The 25308-nt window shown below is 44.7% G+C and carries 18 protein-coding genes; 5 read left to right on the forward strand and 13 right to left on the reverse strand.

Annotation, left to right across the window (positions count from 1 at the left end; all coding sequences use genetic code 11):
• The first annotated feature begins 13 nt into the window (after positions 1-13).
• Positions 14-985, forward strand: coding sequence for a phosphotriesterase (locus GFS24_RS20645; protein WP_216647464.1), 972 nt, complete (start codon positions 14-16; stop codon positions 983-985).
• Positions 986-1263: 278 nt separating this feature from the next.
• Here the strand turns inward: GFS24_RS20645 and GFS24_RS20650 are convergent, their stop codons facing one another.
• The 4 genes from GFS24_RS20650 to GFS24_RS20665 form a co-directional block, all read right to left on the reverse strand.
• Complete coding sequence (locus GFS24_RS20650; RefSeq protein WP_153662725.1) at positions 1264-2712, reverse strand: hypothetical protein; 1449 nt, start codon at positions 2710-2712, stop codon at positions 1264-1266.
• A 154-nt stretch (positions 2713-2866) separates the two neighbouring features.
• Positions 2867-3583 carry a rhamnogalacturonan acetylesterase gene (locus GFS24_RS20655; RefSeq protein ID WP_153662727.1) on the reverse strand — a complete coding sequence of 239 codons (717 nt, stop codon included), beginning with the start codon at positions 3581-3583 and terminating at the stop codon, positions 2867-2869.
• Positions 3584-3676: 93 nt separating this feature from the next.
• Positions 3677-5809, reverse strand: a complete 2133-nt coding sequence (locus tag GFS24_RS20660; RefSeq protein ID WP_153662729.1) for a PQQ-binding-like beta-propeller repeat protein — start codon at positions 5807-5809, stop codon at positions 3677-3679.
• A gap of 53 nt (positions 5810-5862) precedes the next feature.
• Complete coding sequence (locus GFS24_RS20665; RefSeq protein WP_153662731.1) at positions 5863-6252, reverse strand: VOC family protein; 390 nt, start codon at positions 6250-6252, stop codon at positions 5863-5865.
• 53 nt (positions 6253-6305) lie between these two features.
• Between GFS24_RS20665 and GFS24_RS20670 the strand changes: the two genes are divergently transcribed.
• On the forward strand, positions 6306-7673 hold the full coding sequence (locus GFS24_RS20670; protein ID WP_153662733.1) for a Gfo/Idh/MocA family protein: 1368 nt from the start codon (positions 6306-6308) through the stop codon (positions 7671-7673).
• On the opposite strand, the gene GFS24_RS20675 is transcribed toward GFS24_RS20670, so the two are convergent.
• Genes GFS24_RS20675 through GFS24_RS20700 form a run of 6 tightly spaced genes read right to left on the reverse strand, consistent with a single transcriptional unit; the run spans position 7657 to position 18491 of the window.
• The gene (locus GFS24_RS20675) at positions 7657-9225 is read right to left on the reverse strand and encodes a solute:sodium symporter family transporter (RefSeq protein WP_153662735.1); all 1569 of its coding nucleotides are present in this window, start codon (positions 9223-9225) and stop codon (positions 7657-7659) included. The two genes, GFS24_RS20670 and GFS24_RS20675, sit on opposite strands and share 17 nt — an antisense overlap.
• Before the next feature lie 17 nt (positions 9226-9242).
• On the reverse strand, positions 9243-11180 hold the full coding sequence (locus GFS24_RS20680; protein ID WP_153662737.1) for a hypothetical protein: 1938 nt from the start codon (positions 11178-11180) through the stop codon (positions 9243-9245).
• A gap of 34 nt (positions 11181-11214) precedes the next feature.
• Positions 11215-12225, reverse strand: coding sequence for a GntR family transcriptional regulator (locus GFS24_RS20685; protein ID WP_153662739.1), 1011 nt, complete (start codon positions 12223-12225; stop codon positions 11215-11217).
• Positions 12226-12235: 10 nt separating this feature from the next.
• Entirely contained in the window at positions 12236-13663 is a 1428-nt protein-coding gene (locus tag GFS24_RS20690) for a hypothetical protein (protein ID WP_153662741.1), read from the reverse strand.
• Between the two features lie 58 nt (positions 13664-13721).
• A complete protein-coding gene (locus GFS24_RS20695; RefSeq protein ID WP_173003137.1) occupies positions 13722-15365 on the reverse strand; it encodes a RagB/SusD family nutrient uptake outer membrane protein in 1644 nt (547 codons plus the stop codon).
• An 18-nt stretch (positions 15366-15383) separates the two neighbouring features.
• The gene (locus GFS24_RS20700; protein ID WP_153662745.1) at positions 15384-18491 is read right to left on the reverse strand and encodes a TonB-dependent receptor; all 3108 of its coding nucleotides are present in this window, start codon (positions 18489-18491) and stop codon (positions 15384-15386) included.
• 268 nt (positions 18492-18759) lie between these two features.
• Between GFS24_RS20700 and GFS24_RS20705 the strand changes: the two genes are divergently transcribed.
• The 3 genes from GFS24_RS20705 to GFS24_RS20715 are packed head-to-tail and all read left to right on the forward strand — an operon-like array spanning position 18760 to position 21299.
• Positions 18760-19581, forward strand: coding sequence for a hypothetical protein (locus GFS24_RS20705; RefSeq protein WP_153662747.1), 822 nt, complete (start codon positions 18760-18762; stop codon positions 19579-19581).
• A 57-nt stretch (positions 19582-19638) separates the two neighbouring features.
• Entirely contained in the window at positions 19639-20619 is a 981-nt protein-coding gene (locus GFS24_RS20710; RefSeq protein ID WP_153662749.1) for a hypothetical protein, read from the forward strand.
• A 2-nt stretch (positions 20620-20621) separates the two neighbouring features.
• Positions 20622-21299 (forward strand): hypothetical protein, encoded by a 678-nt coding sequence (locus tag GFS24_RS20715; RefSeq protein ID WP_216647465.1) that lies wholly within the window; start codon positions 20622-20624, stop codon positions 21297-21299.
• On the opposite strand, the gene GFS24_RS20720 is transcribed toward GFS24_RS20715, so the two are convergent.
• The 3 genes from GFS24_RS20720 to GFS24_RS20730 form a co-directional block, all read right to left on the reverse strand.
• Positions 21296-22993, reverse strand: a complete 1698-nt coding sequence (locus tag GFS24_RS20720; protein ID WP_153662751.1) for a DUF2075 domain-containing protein — start codon at positions 22991-22993, stop codon at positions 21296-21298. The two genes, GFS24_RS20715 and GFS24_RS20720, sit on opposite strands and share 4 nt — an antisense overlap.
• On the reverse strand, positions 22990-23319 hold the full coding sequence (locus GFS24_RS20725; RefSeq protein ID WP_153662753.1) for a nucleotide pyrophosphohydrolase: 330 nt from the start codon (positions 23317-23319) through the stop codon (positions 22990-22992). The genes GFS24_RS20720 and GFS24_RS20725 overlap by 4 nt, the downstream gene beginning before the upstream one ends.
• A 132-nt stretch (positions 23320-23451) precedes the next feature.
• Positions 23452-25302, reverse strand: coding sequence for a RagB/SusD family nutrient uptake outer membrane protein (locus tag GFS24_RS20730; RefSeq protein WP_153662755.1), 1851 nt, complete (start codon positions 25300-25302; stop codon positions 23452-23454).
• Between the last annotated feature and the right edge of the window lie 6 nt (positions 25303-25308).

Here is a 25308-nt window from a genome sequence, read left to right on the forward strand (position 1 = left end):
TTAGTATATGAACATGTTACTGATCCTAACCCTCGCTACTGCTCTCCTTCCCACAGAGCAGATCATCACCATCAATGGTCCTGTCCAGGCAAACAGCATTGGCATTACACTCGCACATGAACATGTGCTGGTAGATTTTATTGGCGCTGATAAAACAAATGAAAGCAGATGGGACAAAACAACCGTAATAAACAAAGTCGCTCCTTATTTCACAGCAGCCAAAAAAGCCGGCGTAAAAGCCATTGTTGAATGCACGCCCGCATTTTTAGGCCGGGATGTACGGTTGTTAAAAATGCTCTCCGATAAAACAGGCATCGCCATCATCACCAACACCGGTTATTACGGCGCCCGTTCCAATAAACATCTCCCCGCCTGGGCATTTACCGAAACAGCAGAACAACTGGCAGCCAGGTGGGTGAAGGAATTTGAGCAGGGAATAGATGGCACAGATATCAAACCGGGGTTTATCAAGATCAGTGTAGATGGCCCAACAAATGGGTTGACAGACATCCATAAAAAGTTAGTCCGCGCAGCCGCCATTACACATCTGAAAACAGGACTCACCATTTACTCGCATACCGGACCAGGCAGGGCAGCATTTGAACAACTGGAAATATTAAAAGAAGCGAAAGTAGATCCCAGTGCTTTTGTATGGGTACATGCACAGGCAGAGAAAGATAAAACAATGCATATCCGCGCAGCAAAAATGGGCGCATGGATTAGTCTCGATAATGTAAGTGATGATATGAGTTATTATGTGGATGCCCTTATTAATTTGAAAGAAGCCGGATTATTAAATCATGTACTGCTCTCACATGATGCCGGTTATTATCGCCCGGGAGAACCAGATGGTGGGGATTTCAGAGGATATACCACCATATTTACAACATTGATCCCGCTGTTGAAGGAGAAGGGATTTTCTGAGAGAGAGATTGAACAGATCATTGTTAAAAATCCTGCGGAGGCGTTGAAGATATCTCTTTAAAGAAAAAAATAAGTATTATCTAATAGAAAAACAGTAGCAAAGTATTATCCAATAGAAAACCAACAGCAAGTATTATCTAATAGAAAAATCAGCAGCATTATTCAGTAAAAAAACACCCACTTTATTTAATAAGAAAACCCAAACCTCCAAATAAAAACACTCTCTTCAAAAAAGAAAAAAAATACCGCCCTTTCCTGCGCGGCAAACTCCAGGCAAATCCTCCGGCAAAAGAAACCACCAGCCCATAGCCGCCGATGGTTTCTTTTATTAAAAGCCATTTAGCCGATAGTGATCTTCCAGATACACCTATAACCATAATCCGCCACATAGATCAACCCTGCACTCCTCACCGCCACACCACCAGCCTGGTTCATCCGGATGGCAGCAGCCAATGTTTCATATGCATCAGCCGGTGCAAGTAATGACGGCATCACATAACTCCCGCTTACCGGCCCCACAAAAGGACAAGCACAATAAGCAGCCGTTGCAAAATGCCCTACCCCCGCCAGGGTAATAACGGTGCCCGTACTGCTAACCCGGCGGAGGGCTCCATTTGTTCCATCCGCCACATAAAAGTTAGCACCATAAGAAGTGATCGCTTTAGGATAAGAGAATTGTGCCAGATTCCCCGTACCATCATTCAGCCCTTCAAAAGAAGTTCTGCCTGCCAGCCGGGAAGAGATACCAGCAGAAGTGATCTTCGTGATCCCCTGGTAAAATCCTGAACTCCCGCTCACATAATGAATGTTATTCCCGGCATCAATACTTACACCGGCAGACATAGCCACCTGTTCCTGGCTCATGGGTTCTATGCGACTCCCCGGTACCAGTGTTACAACACCGGCAGGTGTAATTTTCCGGAGCTGCGAAGCGAAAGAGATCGTTTCCGTATAAGCCTCACCCACATAAAGGTTTCCGCTTGCATCTATGGTCATCCCCTGCCCTACTTCTGAAGTACCAAAATCACTCACCAGGTTGGCGCCAAAACGGAAAGATGCTGCAGTACCTGTTCCATCTGCATTACCGGCCGTTCCGCTTCCTGCAAGGATAGTGATGGAGGAAGGGCTGGCCAGGTTAATCGCTTTCACCTGATCACTGGTGGCATCCGCTACATATAGCAAGCCACGGGTATTATCGATCGCAATCCCCACAAGCCGTCCGAATTCATCCGCCATACCCGCAAAATTAGAAGCCACACCAGCTGGTGTTACCTTTTTGATCAGGTCATGCCCTGTGCGTTGATCGATCACATAAATATTACCCGCTGCATCCAGCGTCATTTCTGCCGGCAAATTAAACGTCCCGTCTTCCGGCCCTCCTGTTAAAACAACACCTGTAACGGTAGGTCTGTAAAGCAGGCAGGCAACGCAAAGCTGCCATCGGGTGTTCCTCACCAACAGGGAAAGATCGATCCTGGTTAACTCAATGTAATTTAAGATGGGCAAGGTAAGGAGCACATAATCTCCCTTTGCTTCTTTGATCTTTGCTTCCTGTTTATCAAAGAAGATCTTTCCCTCCTGCCGGATCAGTCCCTGTTTGTTCAATTCTGTAAATTCAGGCGAAACAAGTTTAATGAGCATACCTGCATGTACGTCTTCAACAGGTTTGCCAACGATGTCTGTGATGGTAATGTTAATGTCTTTAGGGGGTTGATTTCCCGGAATGCGTTCACATGAACTGAATGCAAATAGCAATGCAGAAAACCAAACAAACATTTGCTTTTTCATGATGGGGTGGTTTAGTTAATAAATGGAATACGCGTGTTGGCTTTACATGGGGTGGTGGGGTCTTACTGTAAATTACGATATTTTAGTCTTTCTTCGAGCATAAAAGCAGGAACTTAATTCTCCAGGCGGTTTTCGTCATCATAATCATTTTCATTTAGCGCAGATATTTGGTGAGCCCTGGTATTTGCGCTCTCATACCTTCCACTGCCAGCTTTGCAATGGCATTAGCACCTTCAGGGCTCAAATGGGTATTATCTTTTACCCCTTCCGGGTAATGTTCATGGCCGGGAGGCACATGAAGGAACAAACGAACAGAACCTTCGTCTCCCAATGCAGTCAGTAATTGCATGCTCTTCTTTTCCAGGTCTATCAATGGAACCTGCATGCTGTCTGCCAAAGCACGCATCGCATCAGGATATCCTTTGTGCGTATCCTGCAATACCCCATTTACAAAGTGACGGCGTGCGATGGAAGTAAGCAGCACAGGGATGGCCTTACGACGCCGCGCTTCTGTTATAAACTTAGCAAGGTTCGCCTTGTATGCTGTCAAGGAAACACCAACACCATTTTTATCAACCTTCTCATCATTATGCCCAAACTGGATCAATACGTAATCTCCTTTCTGCAAATGATCCACGATCGGCTGCCAGCGGTTTTCATTAATAAAAGACAATGTGCTGCGTCCATTCATGGCCCTGTTCTCTATCCGTACATCTTCCCGGAAAAATCCAGCCAAAGCCATACCCCAGCCTGTTTCCGGAGATTTGTCAGGAGCTTTTACAGACATAGTGGAATCCCCGATCATCCAGATGGTCAGTTGTTTCTTAGCCGGCATTACCGACAACAGGAGGAAAAGAAGGGTGATCTTCATTAGTTTTTATGCATAACGCGTACAACAATTTTAGACAGAACTTTCCGTTAAATGAAAATTTTCTATGCAATCGTTCCCGGTAACCACATATCACTACTCTCCCAAAGCAAACGCTACGTAACTATCTCCCGATGCCGTATTCAGTTTTCCGCCACCACAGGCAATCACAATATACTGTTTACCATTCACCTCATAAACCGCAGGCGTAGCAAATCCAGCCGCGGGCAAAGTTGTTTCCCATAACAATTTCCCCGTTCTTTTATTAAATGCACGCATCTTCCCATCCTTAGTAGCAGCAATGAACAACAACCCGCCTGCTGTTACCACCGGTGCACCATAATTCTCCGTCCCGGTCTTAACACCTCTTCCTTTAAATGCAGGATCTTCTCCCAATGTATCTCTCCACACATATTTACCAGTATTAAGATCAATCGCACTCAAGGTACCCCAGGGAGGACTGATAGCAGGATGGCCTTCTTTGCTGAGGAATTTATTATAACCCGTCATAGCGTAAGGAAGTGTTCGAAAACTATCCACAGGCTGTTTCGGTCCTTTGTATGCAAGTGCCTGTACAGGTTTGAGGTCAAGGATAAAAGCAGCGATCGCATTCTTCTCTTCTTCCTGCAAACGGCTAAAACCGGGCATCATGCGTCTGCCCGTATTGATCAGTTGTATAAACTCTTCTGTAGTATATTTAGACTGAACGTTCAATAGCGAAGGATAATTGCCACCACCTTCTCTTTCAGGGCCATGGCAACTCATGCACTGTGCCCGGTACAACCGTTTACCTGCTTGCAGGTTTGTTTCGTTATTTGCCTGTTTACCATTCATGTCTACGATCTCCACCACCCAGGGCATTTCATTTGCATTCACATACAGGATGCCTGTTTCCGGATCAACTGCCGGGCCACCCCATTCTGCACCACCATCCAGTCCGGGAAAAACAACCGTACCTTCTTTGGAGGGTGGTTCAAACATGTGGTCCTTTTTGTATTTAGTCCAGCGCTCTTTTACATCTTTAAAAGAAGAATCAGGTAGCAGGTAATTAAGATCAGATTCCTTCATCAACTGACGGGTAAATGGTTCCGGCAACACAGGATATGGTTGTGTAGGCCATAATTTTTCGCCGATCAATTCACTCTGTAAGGGTACAGGCCTTTCTTCTATAGGAAAAAGCGGCGCGCCGGTCTCCCGGTCAAACAGCAACACGAAACCAGCCTTGGTGGTCTGTACAGCGGCATCTACTTTTTTACCATTATGCGTTACAGTTACCAATACCGGTGGCGCTGGCAGATCACGGTCCCATACATCATGATGAATGCTCTGGAAATGCCAGATACGTTTTCCCGTATTGGCATCCAGCGCTAACAGGCAATTTCCAAACAGGTTTGCGCCCTGCCGCATGCCACCATAAAAATCAAATGATACCGAACCGGTTGGCGCAAAGAGTATTCCTCTTTCTTCATCCAGGCTAAAACCCGCCCAGGAATTGGCCCCGCCCAGGTGTTTGTAGATTTCCTTATTCTCCCATTTATCATATTCGGCTTCACCGGGCTGAGGAATAGTATGGAAGATCCAGCGCAATTTTCCGGTGTGTACATCGTAGCTGCGGATATGCCCTGGCGCAGCATCACTGCGCTCAGATACACGGGAACCAATGATCAGCTGATCTTTGTAGATCATGCCGGGTGAAGTAGTGATCACATATAAATCCTTCGCACCTTCTCCCAGATCATTGTGCAGATCTATCCTTCCACTATCCCCAAAGGAGATAGCTGATTGCCCGCTGAGTGCATCCACTGCATAAAGATGCGGGCCAGCGGTATAAAAAATACGTTTATCCTTTTCGTCTTCCCAGTAAGTAAGACCACGCAGGTTATTAAGGTTCTTCAGCCTTTCCTTCCCGGCCCAGGGGTCAAACACCCATTTTGGCTTACCTGTAGCGGCATCCAGCGCCGCCAGTTTTAATTGCGGAGAGATCACGTACAACACCCCATTCACCATAATGGGATTACATTGGATCTGGGAATGATTGACAGTATCGGCATCGCCTGTATGATATTCCCAGGCTACCGTTAACTGCTGTACGTTGGAGGTATCTACCTGTTTGAGGGAGGAATACTTTAAACCTGCTTTGGTTCCGTTGTAAGTGGTCCATTGTTCGTAAGTCTGCTTGTTTTTACAAGAGATGAACAGGACAATAAATAAAAAAGGGATAATTCTCATAACGTGCGACGTGGTATGTTATGAGAATAAATATAGCTAATCTAACTTTGCTTTCATAGCTCATACAATTCCAGCGGCAAACCATCCGGATCAGCAAAGAACGTGAATCGTTTCCCGGTAAGCTCATCCACCCGTATTGGCTCCGTTTTTACCTGTTTCTCCAGCAAAGCCCTCACCGCAACATCCACATCATCCACCTCAAAAGCAAGATGCCGCAAACCCTGTGCTTCCGGACGGGAAGGCCGTGCAGGAGGATCAGGGAAAGAAAACAGCTCTATAATATAAGAACCACCCAGGGCAAGGTCCAGCTTCCAGGACTGCCTTGCTGAACGGAAAGTTTCCTGTACGATCTCAAACCCCAGCACCTCCGTATAGAACAGTTTGGAACGCTCATAATCAGAACAGATGATGGCGATATGGTGTATTTTATTCAGTTTAAGCATACCACAAAACTAATAATATTGTATCTTAAAGAGCGTTTAACAAAAATTCCACTATGCAACCCTTCCACATCAATAGACGGCATTTCCTGAAAGGAGCCACAGCCTCCCTGCTGCTTTCCACACTTGGCGCAAAGGCACTCGACTTCATCGATCCCACCAAATCCTACAATGTAGGACTCATTGGTGCAGGCTGGTACGGGAAAAGTGATCTTTTCAGGTTGATACAGGTATCCCCGGTCAATGTGGTGGCCCTTTGCGATGTTGACAAGAATATGCTGGCAGGTGCCGCAGAAATGGTGAGTAAAAGACAGAGATCCGGCGCCAAACCGAAACTTTATACAGACTACCGCAAAATGCTCGCGGAAAATAAGCTGGACATTGTGCTGATAGGCACGCCGGACCACTGGCATGCATTGAACATGATCGAAGCCGTGAAAGCAGGTGCGCATGTATATGTACAAAAACCTATCAGTGTGGATGTATTGGAAGGGGAAGCCATGTTGGCTGCTGCCCGGAAGTACAACCGTGTGGTACAGGTAGGCACACAACGCAAAAGCACCCCGCATCTGATTGAAGCAAAAAAGAATATTGTGGATGCCGGCCTGCTCGGCAAAATATCCCATGTGGAAATGTGCTGTTACTATCACATGCGCAACAACGGTAACCCGCCCGTGCAGGCAGTTCCCGATTTCTTAGATTATGAAATGTGGACAGGCCCCGCTCCCCTGCGGCCTTACGATGGCCTCCCCCATCAGCGCTGGTGGCGTACTTTCACAGAATACGGCAACGGCATAATGGGAGATATGTGTGTGCATATGTTTGACACTGTCCGCTGGATGTTACAACTCGGCTGGCCCAAACGCATCAGTTCCACTGGTGGTATCTATGTACAAAAAGAAGGGAAATCCAATATCGCCGATACACAAACAGCCATCTTTGAATATGATAACCTGAACTGCGTGTGGCAGCACAGGACCTGGGGTACGCCAACTGATCCTAAATACCCATGGGCATTCACGTTATATGGCGAAAAGGGAACATTGAAAGCCAGCACCATGGCCTACGATTTTATTCCGCAAGGAAAAGGTGAACCCATTCATAAAGATGTAGTATTCGAAAAAGAAAAATACCCGGAAGATGTGACCGAGCCACAAATTGAACTAAACGCAGCCCCTGCCACCCGTTTGCATATGCTGGACTTCCTGAAAGCCATTGAAACCGGCAGCCGCCCGGTAGCAGATATAGAAGAAGGACATATTTCCACGGCGAGCTGCATCCTGGCCAACCTCTCTATGAAAACAGGCAGGCCCTTAGTGTATGATCCGGAAAAACGTATCATCGTTGGAGACAGAGAAGCAACGGGATTACTGCAAAGGCCTTATAGAAAACCATGGGAACATCCGTTTAACTTAAGATCGTAAACACTACATACATCGCCACCACCATCATTATCAGCAGTGCTGAGTAAATGTGCCGTCCTTTCCAGGGCACAATATCTACCACATTGCTCAGTTCCCGCACATAAGGCACTTTCATAGGATAGATCCTTCCTATGATCAGCATCATAGCGCTGGTGATCACGAACAACAAAGCCAGTACATGTAAAAAATGCAGGCCGGTATCGAATATCACCTGTGTGGCCCCATATGCAACAATAAAGAAGACCAATCCCACCTTAGCAGCAATGGCTGGAACTCTTCTTGTAAGAAAACCGATCAGTATAATGGTGAAGATGGGTACACTGAAGAACCCGCCAATCATTTGCAGGTAATTATAAAAACCACCTCTGGCAAAGATGATAAAAGGCGCGATGAACATGGCCAGCAAACAAATAACGATTTCGAACTTTTTTGCAATGCGTAACAATTTCTTTTCGTCGGCATCGGATTTGTACACGTTGAGGATGAAAAGTGTACTGGCACTATTAAGGCCTGCATTGAATGTGGTGAAAGTAGCACCAAACAGGATCGCAGCCATATAACCCACAAAAAGCGGCGGAGAAACATCACTCACCATCCTGGGAAATACTTCAGCTGTATTTTGCATACTGCTGTACATATGCACAGCAATCAAGCCGGGAAGATTGATCAGCAGCGGAGAGAGGATCTTCCCAAAAGCTGCCAATGCAATACCTTTCTGGCTAACTGCAAGATTACGGGAACCCAGTACCTGCTGCACCGTATACTGTTCAGTACCCCAATAGTAAAGATTGACCAGCAACATCCCCGTGAATATAGTAGAGAAGGGCACCGCATCATTGGCTGCACCGATCACCTTCATATGTTCTGTTTTGGAAGACAGAATAACGGCCAGTCCTTCAGATATGTTGCCGTTACCCAGGTAACGCAATCCAAACCACGGCAGCAATATACCTCCGGTAAACATAGCCGCACCTAATAACACATCAGAAATGGCAATGGCCCTCAGCCCTCCCAGGATACAATATAATCCGCCGATACTTCCCATCATCCATACCAGTATCCAGATGGTGGTCCAGTAATCGATGCCATAGTGATCAGAAAAATGGAACAGGCCATTAAATGCAACCGCACCACCATATAGTACAGACGGGAGTAAATTGACGATGTAGTTAACAAGAAAAATGAGCGAGACAATCTTTTTTGTACTGCTGTCATATCTTTTTTCAAGATAGTCTGGCGTGGTGGCAATGCCCGTACGCAGATAAATAGGCATGATAAATTCAGAAACAGCCAACATAGCTATAACGGACGTCATGCCCCAGGCCATTACACTCAGGTTGTTGGTGAACACCAGTTCATTCTCTCCAACAAAAAGCACCGTATTAATATTGGCGAACAGCAGGCCGCTGCCCACGGAGATAAAACCGAGGTTGCGGTTGGCGAGGAAAAAACCGGCAATGGTGTTACTCTTCTCTGATCTCGTTTTGTACCAGGAAATAACGCCGATCGTAATGGTGATCAGGAAGAAGGTAAGGAATGTTGTTGCATTCATACAACAGGAAAGTTACTTTAAAAAGTCAACTTTATAGGACTCCTGCCATCCCAGTTAATACTTTTTATCGTTTTACCTTCCGAGATAATATTAACCCTGCTCCTGCTTACTTCTACATCAAAGTTCCTGTTAAATGCCCTGATGTTCCGTAGTTTCATTTCCTTCCATTCTTTCGGCAAACGCGGGCAGATGGTAAATTCAGAAAAACTGACAGGGTCAAATCCAAACAGCCCTTCTGTTATAACCCGGCAATAGAGGCCACTTTCCGCAGAGAGATGCCGCTGATCTCCTTCCGGCCAGGCCTCAATGGCATAGGGTACATGTTGCCCCAGCAGGCGTTGGGAGGAATAATATTTAAGATAGCGAAGGGTGGTATCTACTACACCTGCCCGCAGCATACCCCGGAAAGCATACAAAGTAGACCGGTCCCAAAAGGTGGCAGAACCCGCTTCTGTGAGTATCCCATTCTGTGTCCAGAGTCTTGGGGAAAGCAATGCTTTGATAGTCCCTTCTTTACGGTCAAAAATATCCATCACAAGTGGTATGCAGATCCATGAGCGTAATACTTCATTGCCGGCATAATACCGGTAAGTTTTATATCCTTCTACCGTAGCCCCGAAATAGGTTTCAATATCCTTACGTAACTGTAAGGCTTCCTCCTGCAATTTGTTTTGTATTCCAAGTGATGCTGCCAGTCTTGATGCATATACGAATGCACCATATGCCAGCACGTTCGTGGACAAATTAATATTCCCGGCTTTAAACCGTCCTTCCAGTTCATCGGAATCAGAAGTGATCACACCCTCTTTTGTTTTATGCCGGCGCAGGTATTCATTACACCAGGAGATTAAAGGCCAGAGACGTTTTGCAGTTAAAGTATCTCCATAATATAATGCAAACAGGGATGCACCATAAGCGATCATAGCCTGGTCCCCTCTGTCTCCTGCACCATTCCAGAAATCAGTACCTTCTGCAATGATGGAGCTTGGAATGGGTTTGTAATCATCATTCATATACCGGGCAAAGAGCCGGAAACTGTTCTGGGCAGATTCATTCCCTTCCGCATTTCCCAGGAAAGGAAAAAAAGGATTTACATATTCCGCCTGATCGTTGGCCCAGACAGCCGCATAATAATCACCACCACCGGGAGCATGCATCAATCCCTGTTTCGTATCAAAAATACTTTCTGCTGCACGTATCTTGGCAAAGCTGAACATCCTGTTGATGGTATCATTAGGCGTTTCCAGCACGAGGGATTTCCCCAACTGATCTACCAATGCTTTCCGCTTTTCAAATTCATAACCGGCAGAAAAAAACACCGCTTCATCTGTAGCTTTATAGCCGGATATCACTATGGAAAACGCATATTTCTCTCCGGGTTGCAGCACAAAAGATCCTCCATCATATACCTGGTAGTTCAGGATATATGTACCATAAACACCAGTGGCAGAATCCGTTTTATGCAGCATGGGGATGTTAACAGACAATGGATCCCTCCCCGTATTGGATAAAGTATATTTTTCTATGTAAGCAGCTTTCTCTGTGGAAGGGAACACCTGTCTTTGTATAGACAAACCTGCAGCGGCACTACTTTCAGATTGCAGATATCCCTTTATATAAAAGGACTTCGGGATCTCATGCACATACGCACCATTCACTTTTACGGAATCCATGATATGCTGATCAAATGTCCTGATCAGGCTGCCTCTTGTATCATTGGGGATAGTACGCAACATCGGGAAAACAAGTTTCTGCTTTAGCAGTAAACCGCCCGAGCTATCTTTCCCATAATAGATGATGGCTGAGATCTTTTTCCCGCTCATTTCTATATGGTCCGAATGAATTTCACCTGCCCTGATCTTCCATATAATTCCTCCATCTGGTTGCATCTGCCATTTCAATTGGGCATGCAAAGGGAATGAAGCCAGTAATAGCCACGCAAGAACGTATCTCATCTATATCTTTTTTTGCAGCGGTTGCTGCAATCATTTAAAGTGTTTTTCTCTTTGCAAGTGCCGTAGGAATGATCTGCTGGATCTTTTCCCTGGCCATCACAGCCTGACCGGCTGTTTTACCCATAAGGGCGAAGTCTGTTGAGTAAGTTGTGATGCCTACGAACTCTTTTGCCGGTTCATCGTTATGCGACAACAGGCCTACATCTTTTCCGGGTTTCAATTTTTTCTTTCCGCATTCCCGCAGTATTTCCCACATGGCAAAGTTGTCCAATGTAAAATACACCTTGCCTTTCTCTACCATGCCGGGCGTGAACTCATGAATGATCTTCCCTTTCACTTTAAAGTCCTTCAGGAATTTCTTAAACGAGGTTACAATTTCCTTAGGGTCCAGCGATTCCGGAGAATGCAGGAAGATCATTTCGTCAAACTGTTTTATCTCTTTTGCCAGTTGTTTAAATGCATTGTAAGACGACTGCTCGAATTCCTGCGTAATATAATTGAATTCACCATCCAGCGGCTCGTATCTGTCAAACATCAGGAACTTATTGCGGGGAATGGTATCCAGTAATTCCTTTGACCTGGGATGAGGAATAGGCGCCACTACATACATACCATATTTACTTCTGATCTGCAGCAGGATAGTTTCGAAGATCTCAATATTACCGTGATGGAAGAAGATGTTAAGCTCCACACCTTTGCCGAGTTGCTGCCTGAAATTTCTGTAGAACTGCTCTTCAAAGGTATCCAGGTTATACATCAGCAACGCTACCTTCATCACCTGTTCCGTATTACCGTGCGCCACAAAATAACCCAGCCTGTACTTTGATTCAATGATCCCCCTGCTTACAAGCTCCTGGTATCCTTTCACAATTGTCTCCCGCGAGAACTTCAACTCTCTGATGAGGGTATTAACGGAAGGAAGCGGATCATCCATTTGCAACACCTTTTCATTGATGGCGTTAATAATCCCCTGCACCATACGATCCCGTTTGGAGTAAGCAGCCACTTCTTCTAATTCCCTTATTTTTTCAAATACATTTCGCATCAGTAATATTTTATTCGACAGATACCGTCATCGCTTTTCCCGGTTGTAGCTTTAGATCTGCAAAGGAGATAAAATTACCCCGTTTATCTAACTCCTGCAACGCTTTTATCTTCCTGTTCCCTTCTTTAATGAAGGGATGCCGGCCGGAGAACTTCACCCGCCACACAATAGCGGTTTTGCCCTGCTGCTGCAAAGTAGCACCATCCTTATGCTCACGGACCGTAATATATCCCGAAAGTACCGGAATATTTTCAGCAACAAGCGTATCTCCCGGTTGCCCATTGAATAGTGTACTCACCCTATTGTACCGGGCATCTGCATCAACACCCATAAGACCTTGTATGATCCCTTCCACTACACCAAAAGACACTTCAGGATATTCCCTTCTTTCCGTACGGGCATCCGCCAGATGGAGGATGTAACGTAAAGCCTGATCATAGTAACCGTATCTGCTGAGCACCACAGGAAAATAAGACTGGTTCTCCACATTCCAATCATTAGACACTAAATGTTCTATCGTTCTCCTGGCACGGGTACTATCTTTCAATGCATCGAACCAGAGCAGGAAGGTTGCTCCTTCTCCTTTCCCAAAAGCGCCGTCATTCGTAACATGCGTCTGATATTGCTGTGCTTGCTGATCCCACCAGTTGCTCTCTATATGACGACGATACTGTTCCGCCTTCTTTCTATATCCTACCGCTTTATCAGGCTGGCCACTCGTTTCCAGTATAGATGCATAAGTTTCCAGCCCCCTGTATAAAGCCGCGATCAGGTCTATGCCCATTTTCAGATGAGGCACTCCTTCGGAATAAGAAGGCAATCCCCGGCAACGATGGAAAGCATCATTCTCATTAAAAGGGATCGGTGTATTGGGGTAAGCTGGCCTTGTCAACAGAGAATCCACTTGCAATATCCAGGTGTTGATATACTCGTGAACAGACTTCTCATGAAAATTCCGGAAAGCAGCATCATTAATATAAAGCTTATTTCCAGTCCATAGGTACATCCGCCAACAGGCATTCATGATATCAAAATTCGCATTCAGGTTATACCAGAATTCCTTATCATTCCTGTAATCCTCCGGTGCAGGAACGCCATATTTGTTCATCTCCCAATATGAACACCAGTCCTTTTCCTTCGAAATGTTCTTAGCGAATAAGGTGAGCATATTCTTGTTTTCGGCAGACAGGCCTAGTATTTCCCCGCCAATGCATTGATGCGCAACATCACGCATGCAGAAAGCAGACCTTGGGGGCAGCGCTGATTCATACCAGGGCCCAACAGGATCATCTTTATGTCCTTTGTAAGATAATGCTGTTTGCTGCGCCCACTTAAATGCTGCTTCCAGTTCAGCATTGGAAGAGCGAAACACTATCTGTGCATCACTATTAGAACAGATCTGTATAAAAACAAACAGCAACAAAAGTCTTATCATCATCGAAAAACATTTTTGTAAAAAGATAACAGGGCCGGAGATATCTTTCCGGCCCTGTTTACTAATTATAGTCCGGATTCTGTGTAATGTTAGGATTCTTCTGAATCTCCGTACGTGGTATGGGATAGAAATAGAAACTGGGTACCCATGTTCTTTCTTCCACTGTTATCTGCTGATAAGTAAATGTACCATTGGGCTGTTTCGTAATTACAATCCCTTTCGCATCTTCAGATCCTACTGTAGCAATTCCCCACCTTCTGATATCAAAGTACCGGTGTCCTTCAAAGCAAAGTTCTATCCTGCGTTCATGTTTGATCTTATCCATTAACCCTGCATCCGGAACAGTTACTGCCGGCAATCCTGCCTTTTGCTGCCTCAGATCATTCAGGTAAGTCCGGGCCGGGCCATATTCTCCCAATGCAGCGCAAGCTTCCGCATAGTTAAGATACATTTCTGACAAACGGAACACTACCCACTGGGAGGCAGCAAAATCCTGCTTTTTCCAGTCTACTGTTTCGTCTACCATTTTGCGCATGCAATAACGCGTCTTAGATGCGTTCCAGGGAGAATAAGGACTCTGCGGGGAATCATCACCTCCCTCATAGAACTGTGTCATCCTTCCTTTGAATGGTTGGTTATTGGCAAGTATATCTGCATAGAAACGGGGTTCCCTGTTGGCATAAGGATCCTGTGCATGTGCTGGATTATTCCAGTTAAAAGGAGTGCCATCCGCCATTTCAAATTCATCTACCATCTGCTGGATCACATTGTAGGCACTGTATCCATCATATCCATTCGGACTGAGGTCCCTGCTCACTGTATTATACCTGTCTGCTTTTACCAGCCCGCTGTATACCCTTCCGAAGATCACTTCAGGATTAAAGAAATCCAGGAAGACCTTGTTATAAGTATTACTGCCCGCATTGCCATACAAACTATACATTTTGCCACTGTAATCAATTACAGCCTTAGCTGCATCCCTCGCATCGCGCCATAACTGCTGATCATTGGTCTTATTAAAATACGGACTTGCAGCGTATAGTAATAAACGGGATTTCAGCGCAAGCGCAGCACCACCAGTAGCCCTGCCTTTATCCGCATCATTGCTTTGGGACGAGGGCAGCAATTGTACAGCCTGTGCAATATCTGCCAGGATGAAAGCTTTTGTTTCTTCCCAGGCAGCTCTTTTCTCAGCAAAAGTTTTATCCGTTACGTCATATACCTTTGTAATGAGCAACACACCCCCAAAACGTTTCAGCAATTCAAAGTAAGCCATTGCCCTCAGGAAATATACTTCTCCCTTCATGCGGCGGATAAGGGTTTCATTACCCACAGAATCAACTTTATCAATGTTCAGGAAAAAGGTATTGCAGTACCGGATAGCAGCGTATAAACTGCTCCAGTTGTTCAGCGAACCGCCGCTTTGATTATCTGGTGTAGCTTCTCCCCGTACGTATACGTTTTCATTCGTCCAGTTAAAGTTGCCATACAGTTCATCTGTTTGAGCAGCCCATCCATAACCGGCATCCTTATATCCTAGTACTGCCCTGTCATAGATGCCATTCACAAAAACTTCTGTCAGTTTGGGATCGCCCCATACATCCTCTTCGGAATAGGCATTCTTTGGTTGAAGGTCCAGCGTGTCTTTGCATGCGCCAAACAACATAACCGCCAGTACGCCAATAATAGTTATATGCGTTTTCATGTTTTTCATTTGTTACCGTTAGAAACTGAGGTTCGCGCCAATGTTAATGATCCTTTGCTGCGGATAGTAATAGCCGTTGTCGTTAGGTATTTCAGGATCAAAGGATGGCCCGAATTTGTCAATAGAGAACAGGTTATTACCGCTCACATAGATCCTGGCGCCCTGTATTTTCGCTTTACCCAGTAAGGAAGATGGAAGGTTATAACCGATCTCCAAATTCTTCAGGCGAACAAAAGCAGCATTACGCAACCAGAAATCGGAAGCCATGGTGTTTACACCAAATGTCCTGCCCGTTGGTCCGCTGAAATTGCGGGGATAAGTATTGTCCCCTTCTTTCTGCCAGCGGTCTGTGAAAAACTCCCGTGCCAGATTAAGTCCTGCAGGAGCGAGATAAGATTTAGCCCTTGCCTGTCCCTGGAAGAAGATGGTGAAGTCGAGATTTTTCCAGGTGCAATTGAAAGAGGTACCAAAGATGATCTCAGGTGTTCTTACCAGCGGCGTCCTTACCATATCCAGTCCGTTGATCTGTTTATCGTTATTCAGGTCCTTGTAACGGATATCACCGGGAGCTGTATTCGCAGGATGCGGACTGTTATCTATCTCCCGCTGGTTCTGATAAATACCATCGGACTGATAGAGGAACCAGGCATCGATCGGCAGGTTTGTTTTCTGCTGATAAGAAGGAATATTTCCTGCCTCATCCATATAGATCACTTTGTTCCTTGCGAATGTCATATTCCCTCTTACTGAATAGGAGAAGTTTTTACCCGTTCTGTTATTGTAAGAAGCCTCCACTTCAACACCTCTGTTCAGTACTTGCCCCAGGTTCTCGGAAGGCAGTGTAATACCTGTATAATCAGGAACAGATTCACTACGCGCAATCAATATCCCTGTACGCATAGACCGGAAAAAATCCAGGCTCAGGCCAATCTTTCCGTTCAGGAATTGAGACTCCACTGCAATGTCTGTGGTGTTCGCAACTTCCCAGGTGATATTCCTGTTAGGAGTAGGTCCCAGGTTGAGGGAGCTGACCTGTGAAGCACCGGACCCGAAAGAATAACCGTAACCTCCGCCAAACAGATAGGTTTGAATATAATTGAAAGCACTCACGGCATCGTTCCCTGTTTTACCCCATGATGCTCTTAATTTCAGATCACTAACGAAGGAGGAATGGAAAAATGATTCCTGGGAAATGCGCCATGCGGCAGAAACACCGGGGAAGAAACCATAACGTTTGCCTTCAGGGAAATTCTGTGATCCGTCATAACGCATGTTGTAATCCAGGAGATATTTATCTCTGAAATTATAAGAGATGCGGCTAATGAAATTGATACGTCCCGATTCTGCTGCTCCGGAATTATTTTGTTGCCCAATAAGGCTGCCAGCAAACAATTCATCCAGTGAATTACTGAGGAAGTTAGACCGGTAAGCAGTAATGTTTTCTGCCTCTCCCTGGAATCTTTCAAAAGCCACAAAAGCTTCCAATCCATGATCATTAAATTTCCTGGCGTAATTCAACCGGAGGTTCAGCAATTTCTGCCTTACAGAACCTCTCCCTTCATTGAGATTGGGAGTGATAGAAGATACGATCTTTGTATAATCTTTAGTGGCAGGGTTATACCTGTAAGCAGGCGGCGGTGTTTGTACAAATGCCTTTGTTTTGTTCAATGTAAGATCGTAAGCATAATACCCATCCAGGGAGAGGCCGCTGGTGAGCATGGAAAGATCCCAGTTGAAAGAAACCTTTGATTGCAGGTAATCGTTGGTGAAACGTTGATAACCCGCATCTCCGTTTGTAATATAGATCATGCTGTTATCAGGCCCACCACCGATGCCCGGCCCTACATAACCATTAGGATATTTTGGTACCAGGTAAGGATAAGCCAGCCATAGTTCCCTGAATATACCACCTGCATCATACCCCTGTTTTGCCGCATTACGGAATTCATTACGGTACAATACATCTATCCCCACTTTGAAATTGCTCGTTACCGTTACATCTATATTGGCTCTGGCCTGTGCCTGTTTATAAAACGCAGCGCTCTGTTTATAGATACCATCCTGGTGCTGATATTGACCAGAGAGATAATACTTTATTTTTTCTGTTCCACCACTGAGCGAAACAACATGGTTCTGCTGCATAGCCCATGTTTTCATGATAGCATTCCACCAGTCACTGCTGGGATGACCAAGCGGATCGGAACCATCTTTGAATTGCTGAATATCTGCATCCGGCCAGGTTTTCTGCTGACCACGCAACACATCGTATTCATTTGTGGCCACTGCATATTCATAAGAATTCAACATCTCAGGCACACGCGTAGGCTGCGTAAAACCCCAGTTGGTACTGAAGGTTAAAACAGGAGTGGTTGATCTTCCTCTTTTGGTAGTAACAAGAATAACACCATTAGCAGAACGTGCCCCGTAGATGGCCGCAGTGGCATCTTTAATAACAGAGATGGATTCAATATCCGCGGGGTTAAGTCTTGCAAAACCACCAGACCTGTCAGGAACACCATCTATTACCACCAGTGCCCCCGTACTTCCCAGCGTGGCTTTACCACGAACAAAGATATCCGCGTTATCATTACCCGGCTCACCGCTTCTGGTATTGGCGATCAGACCAGGTACCTGACCTGCAAGGGAATTAGTGATATTAACGGCGGGTGATTTTTGCAGTTCTTTACCAGTGATAGCTGAAACCGCACCTGTAAGGTTGGCCCTCTTCTTGGTACCATAACCGATCACCACTATTTCATTCAATTCCTTGTTTTCATTCTGAAGTGTAACATCAATACTGCTCCGCTCACCCACAGGAATTTCGTGGGCAGTGAACCCTGTTGCAGAGATCACCAGTATTGCTTTACTACCGGAAACCCTGATGGAATAATTCCCATTGTTGTCTGAGATAGCGCCGGTTTTACTGTTCTTTTCCATCACGGTGGCGCCCGGAATAGCTTCGCCAATATCATTCTTTATTTTCCCGTTGATAACGCGTGCATTGTCCTGTGCAAATGAAAGAGTAGTACTACACAGGAAAAGGAATAGGAGGATAAATGCCTTGAGCGGGTGCGCCGCCTTTAAGGCATAGGCAATAGGATGCCCTGTATGCTTTGTTTTTTTCATAACAGCATTTGTTTGTTTAGTGGAAATATTAGCCGTGGAAGCGTGAATAATAAATAATCAAGGCGTTAGGTTACCTTTTTCATAACGTTGATTTGGTCGTGAATAATTACTTACTGGAATTACCTGTTCTGGTTGACTCGTTCACTGTTCTGGTCTGGTCTGGTCTGACAATGTAAATATAAGGAGGTTTTTGATATTTCAAAACTTTTTTGAGGAAGCATTAACAACCGGGGTTTCTTATATTTATAGCTATAATAATATCCCTGCCATGCCTAAATATGCCTTCTTATTCCTTTTCGTTCTCGCAGGTTTACCTGTTTTTGCACAGTCTAATGCTCTTGAAGTCTTGCACGGCCGGCCCTTAAAAATTGAAGAAGTGACCAACTATTATCATGTCCCCTATTTTTATGAAGACCTGATCAAAAAAACGAAAACGTTTGGTACAGATGGTATGCTGCAACTGGTAGAAGAGACACAGCATGATCACGATGATAAGGCCACCATCCGCACAGCATATGTAAATGACACGTTACGCAAACTGATATTAAGCCTCACGACGGAAAGATGGGACAAATATGGCTACACGAAGAAGACCTCAGATTTTAGTTATGATGAGAAAGGATTCCGGACGCAGGTCACGGAACGGAATGAAAAAGGGGATACCGTATCGTATTACCACTATCTGAACAATGAAAAAGGAGACCCTATCGAGTCACGATACACAGACCATAAAGGCAGTCTCTACTCCATGAGAAAAATAACCTACAATTATGATTCCAATACGATGATTTCAGCTGGTTATTTCGGTGAAAAAGAAGCATTCACCGGCGAACAGCAATTCAGGCTCCTTAATTTTCACATGAGCTCAGTGCATTCTGATGAAGTGCGCAACGAAGTATACAATGAAAAAGGAGACCCCATTAAATACAGTATCCACTCCCACCACAAGTGGATGTATTATTTCGAAGCGGAATATGAATACGATGAAAAGGGCAATTGGACCAGCAGGAAGGTATACCAGTTATATACTAAAAGGGGAAAACAAAAGCGGATGGTATCTGAGCATTCTGTGAGAAAGTATACCTACTAAAAATTCCTTGTCAGGTACGATAAGTTATACGACATTAGGGCCCTGAATACACAACAGATGACAAAAGTTATTAGCCTGCTCAGTGCCCTATTCATGTTATTCTGGGCTGTTCCTTTCCCGATGATAATGTATTACAGCATCAATAGTGAATATGATGTAAGGGGGCTGACAGATAAAGATCCATGGCTGGCGCTTGGTATCGTGGCGACGACGATCATATTATGGCTTATTCTGCTGGCAGGATATTTTCATAAATGGGTACTCTTCAATTTCATAGCGAAGCGGAACATAGAGCGACTGAAGGAACACGGCGTTCCCCGAACGGCAGAAATTTTAGACGTTTCTAAGATTTCCAAAGACGGTGCTACACATGACACCTACGAACTAAAACTTTCCTTCAAAAACCTGGTGAATACCGAAATCATTCAAAAGACCAGCGTGAACGATGCGAAACCACATGAACACCGCTTCGAAGCCGGCAAGAAAATAGATATCCTGATCGATAAGGATATGAAATCCATTCCTTATTTCATTTTCGCTACTTCCGAAGCAAGTATCAATAAAACAAGGCTGGCATTGATCATACTGGGCTGGCTAGCATTAACCGCTGTCATCATTGGCTATTACATATTTTCATACAACCTGGAAAGTAATGGAGCCGGATGGCGCTTTATGAGCTTCGGCCATCCCTTGTTTATTTGTCCTGTCGTATTGTTTGGTTACAGGTTACTGGGCATGCTTATCCTCAGCTTCACCGGTAAACCGGATGATGCAGCTTACATTAAGTTTAAAGGTATCAGAACAAATGCAAAGCTCATCAAGGTTGGCCAAACCGGAACGTATATCAATGAGCAACCCATGGTGCGTTTCGAAATGGAGTTCCTGGATGAACATCAGCAAAAACATAAAGCCAGTTTTAAAAAACTAGTAGACCTGCTCAATCTGGATATTACTAAGCAGGAAACTTTAGATATTTTTTACCTTCCCGAAAACCCTCAACGGATTGCCTTTACAAGTGATCTCGATGAAATAAGTTGATTATGATGAGACAATTAATTGCTTTAGTGATTTGCTGCTTTATTTTTGGGTGTAAGCAAATATCGAAGACGGTAGAAGAGACGTTTTCTCCGAAGAATACAATGGTGGCTAAAAAACCTGCTGCCGAAAGTAAGACAGACACTAGTTTTTCTATCACTATAGAAACACATACTACTACGCACACCCATCAACATACGGAAGGCCCTAAAAGAAATTTCCTGGCTAACGAAAATTCGTTAAATAAAGCTGAAGAGGCATTGAAGGCACTACCGCAATATGCGGGTAAAGAGATCTTCATTTATTCCGGTATTCATTTTTATGATGACGGAAGTATCCATGTTATGCTCCAACATCCGGAAAACCCTAAATACATTGATAAATATGAGTATCGAAACGGAGTATGGTCTGAGCCGAAACCCGAGCAGATATCAGTAAGAGATCATATTGACAGCAGATTGGTCTCTCTTAATAAGATCCATTTTATGAATGCAGCTAAAGTAGCCAGGATCTATAATGAGAAAGCAGCTGAGGTAGAAGGCGCAAAACCAGCAACGAGTGTTTATATTTCCATCTGGGATAATGAGGTCCGTTGGTTTCCTACGACAGTTAACGGCAGCAGGGAGCGGTATACTATTCAGTTTGATGCGAATGGGGAGTTGAAGAAGTTTGAGCGGGACTAGGCTTTGGGAATGAAACGGCTGAGGTATTCCCTTAGTTCCGGATGGAATGCATATACATATACCCCTTTAATTGCCCGATGCATAACAGTCCTGTATATATTAATGATGTATCCTTTTAATTCCTCCGGGTCAGATATTCCTACCTTACCCGCCTTATCATAATAGTTATCTTCGATGATCACCAGCTCATGTTTATCCTTATCATAAGTGATTTCCCTGCCAAAGATGATGCCTGCATAATTTAGATCATACCCTTGCGTGGTATGGATGCAACCAATTTCATCAGGGGCGTTTTCAGAGTTTATCCACGCTTTCGTTATCGAATTCCACCTGTAAGCTTCATTCTCCAGTAAGATATCGAACAATGCAGGGTTCTTTTTAGACACCCATTCCCATGAGTATCCCGCTACCATTCTTGACAATCCGGTCTCTCTGTCGCGCTGTTGTATTTCACTTCGCATTTTAGTTACAGAATCAAACAACAGAAGATCATACTTCCTGGACTGGTATTTATCGGCATCAGCAGGCAGAGTACAATCAAGCAGCTCAGTGGAGAACTTAATGTATCTACGTCCGCCTAACACACGCATTTGCGTTTTCAGGCACTGCACATCCGTGGATGCGAGTGATTTCAATTTTTCAAAGTCGGCAGCTCTCACGTCGGAAGGTCTGATGCTTTGTTTCTCATCATAAAACAAGATCAGTTTGTCGCCTTGTTTTTTCACCCAATCCAACTCCGTGTGCAGTTGCTTATCAAAACCGAGTGTTTCACTTGTTTTATCAAATTCTCCGAAATAGGTACCCAGGGTTTTTCTGCGGCGTAATCTGTGGGCTTCATCCACAAGTATTATGTCGTAATGCTCTTTCTTTACTTCCGAAGGGCTTGTTACCATTGAAGCCTTTAAGCCATGTACATGCTGGAATACTTTTTTTATGCTTTCCCGAAAAGAGCCCATAGGAATAACCAGCGCCATTTTCGGCTGCCCGTATTTCTGTTTAAGCTTGCGGACCAGATCAATAAATAACGGTTCATCATTACCAAAATACCTGTAATTGAACTCCGTTATATCCGTCATCAATAATTTGAAAAGATGAATAGCCAGCAATGATTTACCAGTACCGGAGCCTCCTTCTGCAAGGATCACATTTTTATCCTCGTTCAGGAGCGCCTCCATTATCCGGAACAATCCTCTATACTGTTCGCTGTTCAGAGATTTAAATGGTGAATACTTGAACAGGTCCAGATTGCCAATATAAGTAGTCGTATGAAAGGCGATCGATCTCGTCATTAACTCTTTCCAGATATCTTCAAACAGTTGCCAGTACAGATCTGCTTTTTGATAATAATTATGATTAGATAATCCGATATTGAGATTCAACAATTCCCAATGTTTATCGGCTGAAAGGTATTTGATAAGATTGGATTCAATATCCAATGTTGCTGATTTATTAAAAGTATCGCAGGTTATTATATGGATAGTCGTCATCTGCTTTTTGTCAGCACTTCTGAGATGAGTGGTCATCCTTGTATAAAAGTCAGATGTCTCCCCTACGTATAACTGTCTTGTTTGGTCATTGCTTAGCATATAAATGACAGGCCAGTTATCCTTCAGGTAGGAAATGCTATCAATTGAATCCAGCAACTGTTCATTAAAATCATATTTCCGTATTGAAACACCCTTGTCCCTGGTCATAGATCATTGTATTTCCTGGCGCTTCCTTTTGCCTTATCTACCGGGTATTTTTCCCCATTTTTCGCGATCTTTTCCAGCATGATCTCTTTAATATCAAATCCATATTTATTGGCCAGCAAAAAAGAAAACGCCAAAACATCCGCCAACTCTTCTCTTACCCGCTCTATTTTTGCTTCATCCGCTTTCTTCCAGAGAAACAACTCCAGCAGTTCACCTGCTTCAACATTAACTGCCAATGCCAGATCTTTGGGATTGTGGAACTGATCCCAATCACGATCATTTCTGAATTTTACCAGCTCGTTCATTATTATTTCGATGTCAGACATAAGAGAGGTTTGGACAAAGGTACAATCTGCGGCCAAATTTCTCCAAAATGCTTATCCTATTTCAGACGTCAAAAAAAGGCTGCCAAAATTTTACTTTTGGCAGCCTTTTGTTAGATATAAAAAAAATCATCCTTACCAGTTAGGGCTCTGTATCAAAGTTGGCGCATTCGCCAGCTCACTTTGCAACAACGGCCAGAAATAGTTCTTCGAAGTAAAGACTCTGTCCTCCAGTTTAAAACGCTCCATCCTGTATTTAACCCCACCAATATCAATAGCACCAGCTGGGTCTTCCACAGGACGCATACCATGCGCGTAGCGCTGCGTTCTTGGATAAGGCCATACTGCGGCAGGATTAGGAGCACCTTTATAGCTGTTTTCCCTTGCCAGCTCTGCCGGGGAATCCGGCTCCAGGTTCCAGCGGGCATAGAAGTAACGTTTGTTTTCATAGAAAAGTTCCACACGGCGCTCGCGCTGAATATATTTGTGCATGGCTTCTTCATCCAACCCCGGAGGCACTGGCGCCATGAATGAACGTGCGCGCAGGGTGTTCAACATGTCATACACATCGCTGCCAGGACCACTAAACCGATTCATTGCTTCTGCATAGATCAGCATAATTTCCGGCAGGCGGATAACAGCAAAGTGCAGAGGCCAGTTGCCACTGCGTTTCCAATCTTCATGATAGAACTTGCGCAGGTAGTAACCTGTGAAGGTTGCATTACTGGCCCCTATTTTATCGGCACCGCTGGCGGTATTGATAATCTTGTTCTGGTAAGTACTACCATGATACATAATATCAGAATAAAAACGGGGATCGCGTTTGGCATATGGATTGTTCACGTCCCAGCCCTTGGCTGCAGCCTGCGGATCATAAGTAGCATAACCATAACCATCAGATCCTACAAACTCGTATTCATCCACCTGCTCCTGTACCGGCTGCAAACGGGACCCACCGCCATAAGAAGGTGGAATATGGTCCCCTTGCCATGATTCTGCCTTATTATTCGAAATGTAAAATACCCACTCACTGAGAATAGCTGGTTGATCGATATAGATCTGCTTTATTCTTGCATACACCTTGTTGTTACTTTCAGCCTGCCAGTCAGTGCCTTTCCCCATATACAGACTGTAACGTAGTGTGGAGCCATTTTTCAGGTCCAGCACAGCTTTTGCAGCATCTGCGGCCAGTTTCCACTTACTCTTATCGTAAGCAGCATATTGTGCGTGGCCAACACGGGTATCGTTGCCAGGCAGTTTGCCTCCGTTGTACATGGGGCTCGCGTTCATATAAAGTATGATTGCTTTTAAAGCCATCGCGGCACCCTTGTCCGCCCGTCCGAAATCAACATCATCATGCCTCGCAGGTAGCTCGGCAATCGCAATGTCCAGATCAGCAATGATCTTCGTCACAAATTCAGGCCATGGCTGGCGAGCGAATTGTTCACCACCAGAGGGACTGGCCACATAATCCATATAAAAAACGTCGCCATAGAAGCGGGCAGCCAACCAGTGAAAATATGCACGCAAAAAATACGCTTCGGCTACACGGTTCTTCAGATCACCCTCGCGAAGCGGGTTGTCAGGAGAATTATATTTCTTCACACATTCAAGGAACACATTGGCTTTACGGATAGAGTTATAATAATCCGGCCAGTAAATACCATTGGCTTTGGCAGGCATCCCAATGGATGGCCCAAAACTTCCGAAGTTGAACAGGTCAGGTGTACCAGTTTCTACCTTGGTACCTTTACATTCATCCGTTATACCGGACATAGAGAAATCCTGCAGGGTAACAATCCCTTTATCCCGGTCCCTCATGTCACGATACAATTTGTTTGCTTCCCCGTTTACGCGGTCCCAGTTAGTGAATACCTGCTGTTCGGTGAGTTTGTTGTCAGGTTGCCTGTCGAGGAATTTTTCGCAGGAAGTAGCGCCGATCATTGCACCGATTGCTATTAAAAGGGTATATTTTCTTTGTTTCATGATTAC

Source organism: Chitinophaga sp. SYP-B3965 (genome assembly GCF_009647655.1).
GTDB lineage: Bacteria > Bacteroidota > Bacteroidia > Chitinophagales > Chitinophagaceae > Chitinophaga.

Coding starts and splice junctions, on each gene's coding strand:
- GFS24_RS20645 (WP_216647464.1), top strand. CDS start 14: ATGTTACTGATCCTAACCCTCGCTACTGCTCTCCTTCCCACAGAGCAG.
- GFS24_RS20650 (WP_153662725.1), bottom strand. CDS start 2,712: ATGAAAAAGCAAATGTTTGTTTGGTTTTCTGCATTGCTATTTGCATTC.
- GFS24_RS20655 (WP_153662727.1), bottom strand. CDS start 3,583: ATGAAGATCACCCTTCTTTTCCTCCTGTTGTCGGTAATGCCGGCTAAG.
- GFS24_RS20660 (WP_153662729.1), bottom strand. CDS start 5,809: ATGAGAATTATCCCTTTTTTATTTATTGTCCTGTTCATCTCTTGTAAA.
- GFS24_RS20665 (WP_153662731.1), bottom strand. CDS start 6,252: ATGCTTAAACTGAATAAAATACACCATATCGCCATCATCTGTTCTGAT.
- GFS24_RS20670 (WP_153662733.1), top strand. CDS start 6,306: ATGCAACCCTTCCACATCAATAGACGGCATTTCCTGAAAGGAGCCACA.
- GFS24_RS20675 (WP_153662735.1), bottom strand. CDS start 9,225: ATGAATGCAACAACATTCCTTACCTTCTTCCTGATCACCATTACGATC.
- GFS24_RS20680 (WP_153662737.1), bottom strand. CDS start 11,180: ATGAGATACGTTCTTGCGTGGCTATTACTGGCTTCATTCCCTTTGCAT.
- GFS24_RS20685 (WP_153662739.1), bottom strand. CDS start 12,225: ATGCGAAATGTATTTGAAAAAATAAGGGAATTAGAAGAAGTGGCTGCT.
- GFS24_RS20690 (WP_153662741.1), bottom strand. CDS start 13,663: ATGATGATAAGACTTTTGTTGCTGTTTGTTTTTATACAGATCTGTTCT.
- GFS24_RS20695 (WP_173003137.1), bottom strand. CDS start 15,365: ATGAAAACGCATATAACTATTATTGGCGTACTGGCGGTTATGTTGTTT.
- GFS24_RS20700 (WP_153662745.1), bottom strand. CDS start 18,491: ATGAAAAAAACAAAGCATACAGGGCATCCTATTGCCTATGCCTTAAAG.
- GFS24_RS20705 (WP_153662747.1), top strand. CDS start 18,760: ATGCCTAAATATGCCTTCTTATTCCTTTTCGTTCTCGCAGGTTTACCT.
- GFS24_RS20710 (WP_153662749.1), top strand. CDS start 19,639: ATGACAAAAGTTATTAGCCTGCTCAGTGCCCTATTCATGTTATTCTGG.
- GFS24_RS20715 (WP_216647465.1), top strand. CDS start 20,622: ATGATGAGACAATTAATTGCTTTAGTGATTTGCTGCTTTATTTTTGGG.
- GFS24_RS20720 (WP_153662751.1), bottom strand. CDS start 22,993: ATGACCAGGGACAAGGGTGTTTCAATACGGAAATATGATTTTAATGAA.
- GFS24_RS20725 (WP_153662753.1), bottom strand. CDS start 23,319: ATGTCTGACATCGAAATAATAATGAACGAGCTGGTAAAATTCAGAAAT.
- GFS24_RS20730 (WP_153662755.1), bottom strand. CDS start 25,302: ATGAAACAAAGAAAATATACCCTTTTAATAGCAATCGGTGCAATGATC.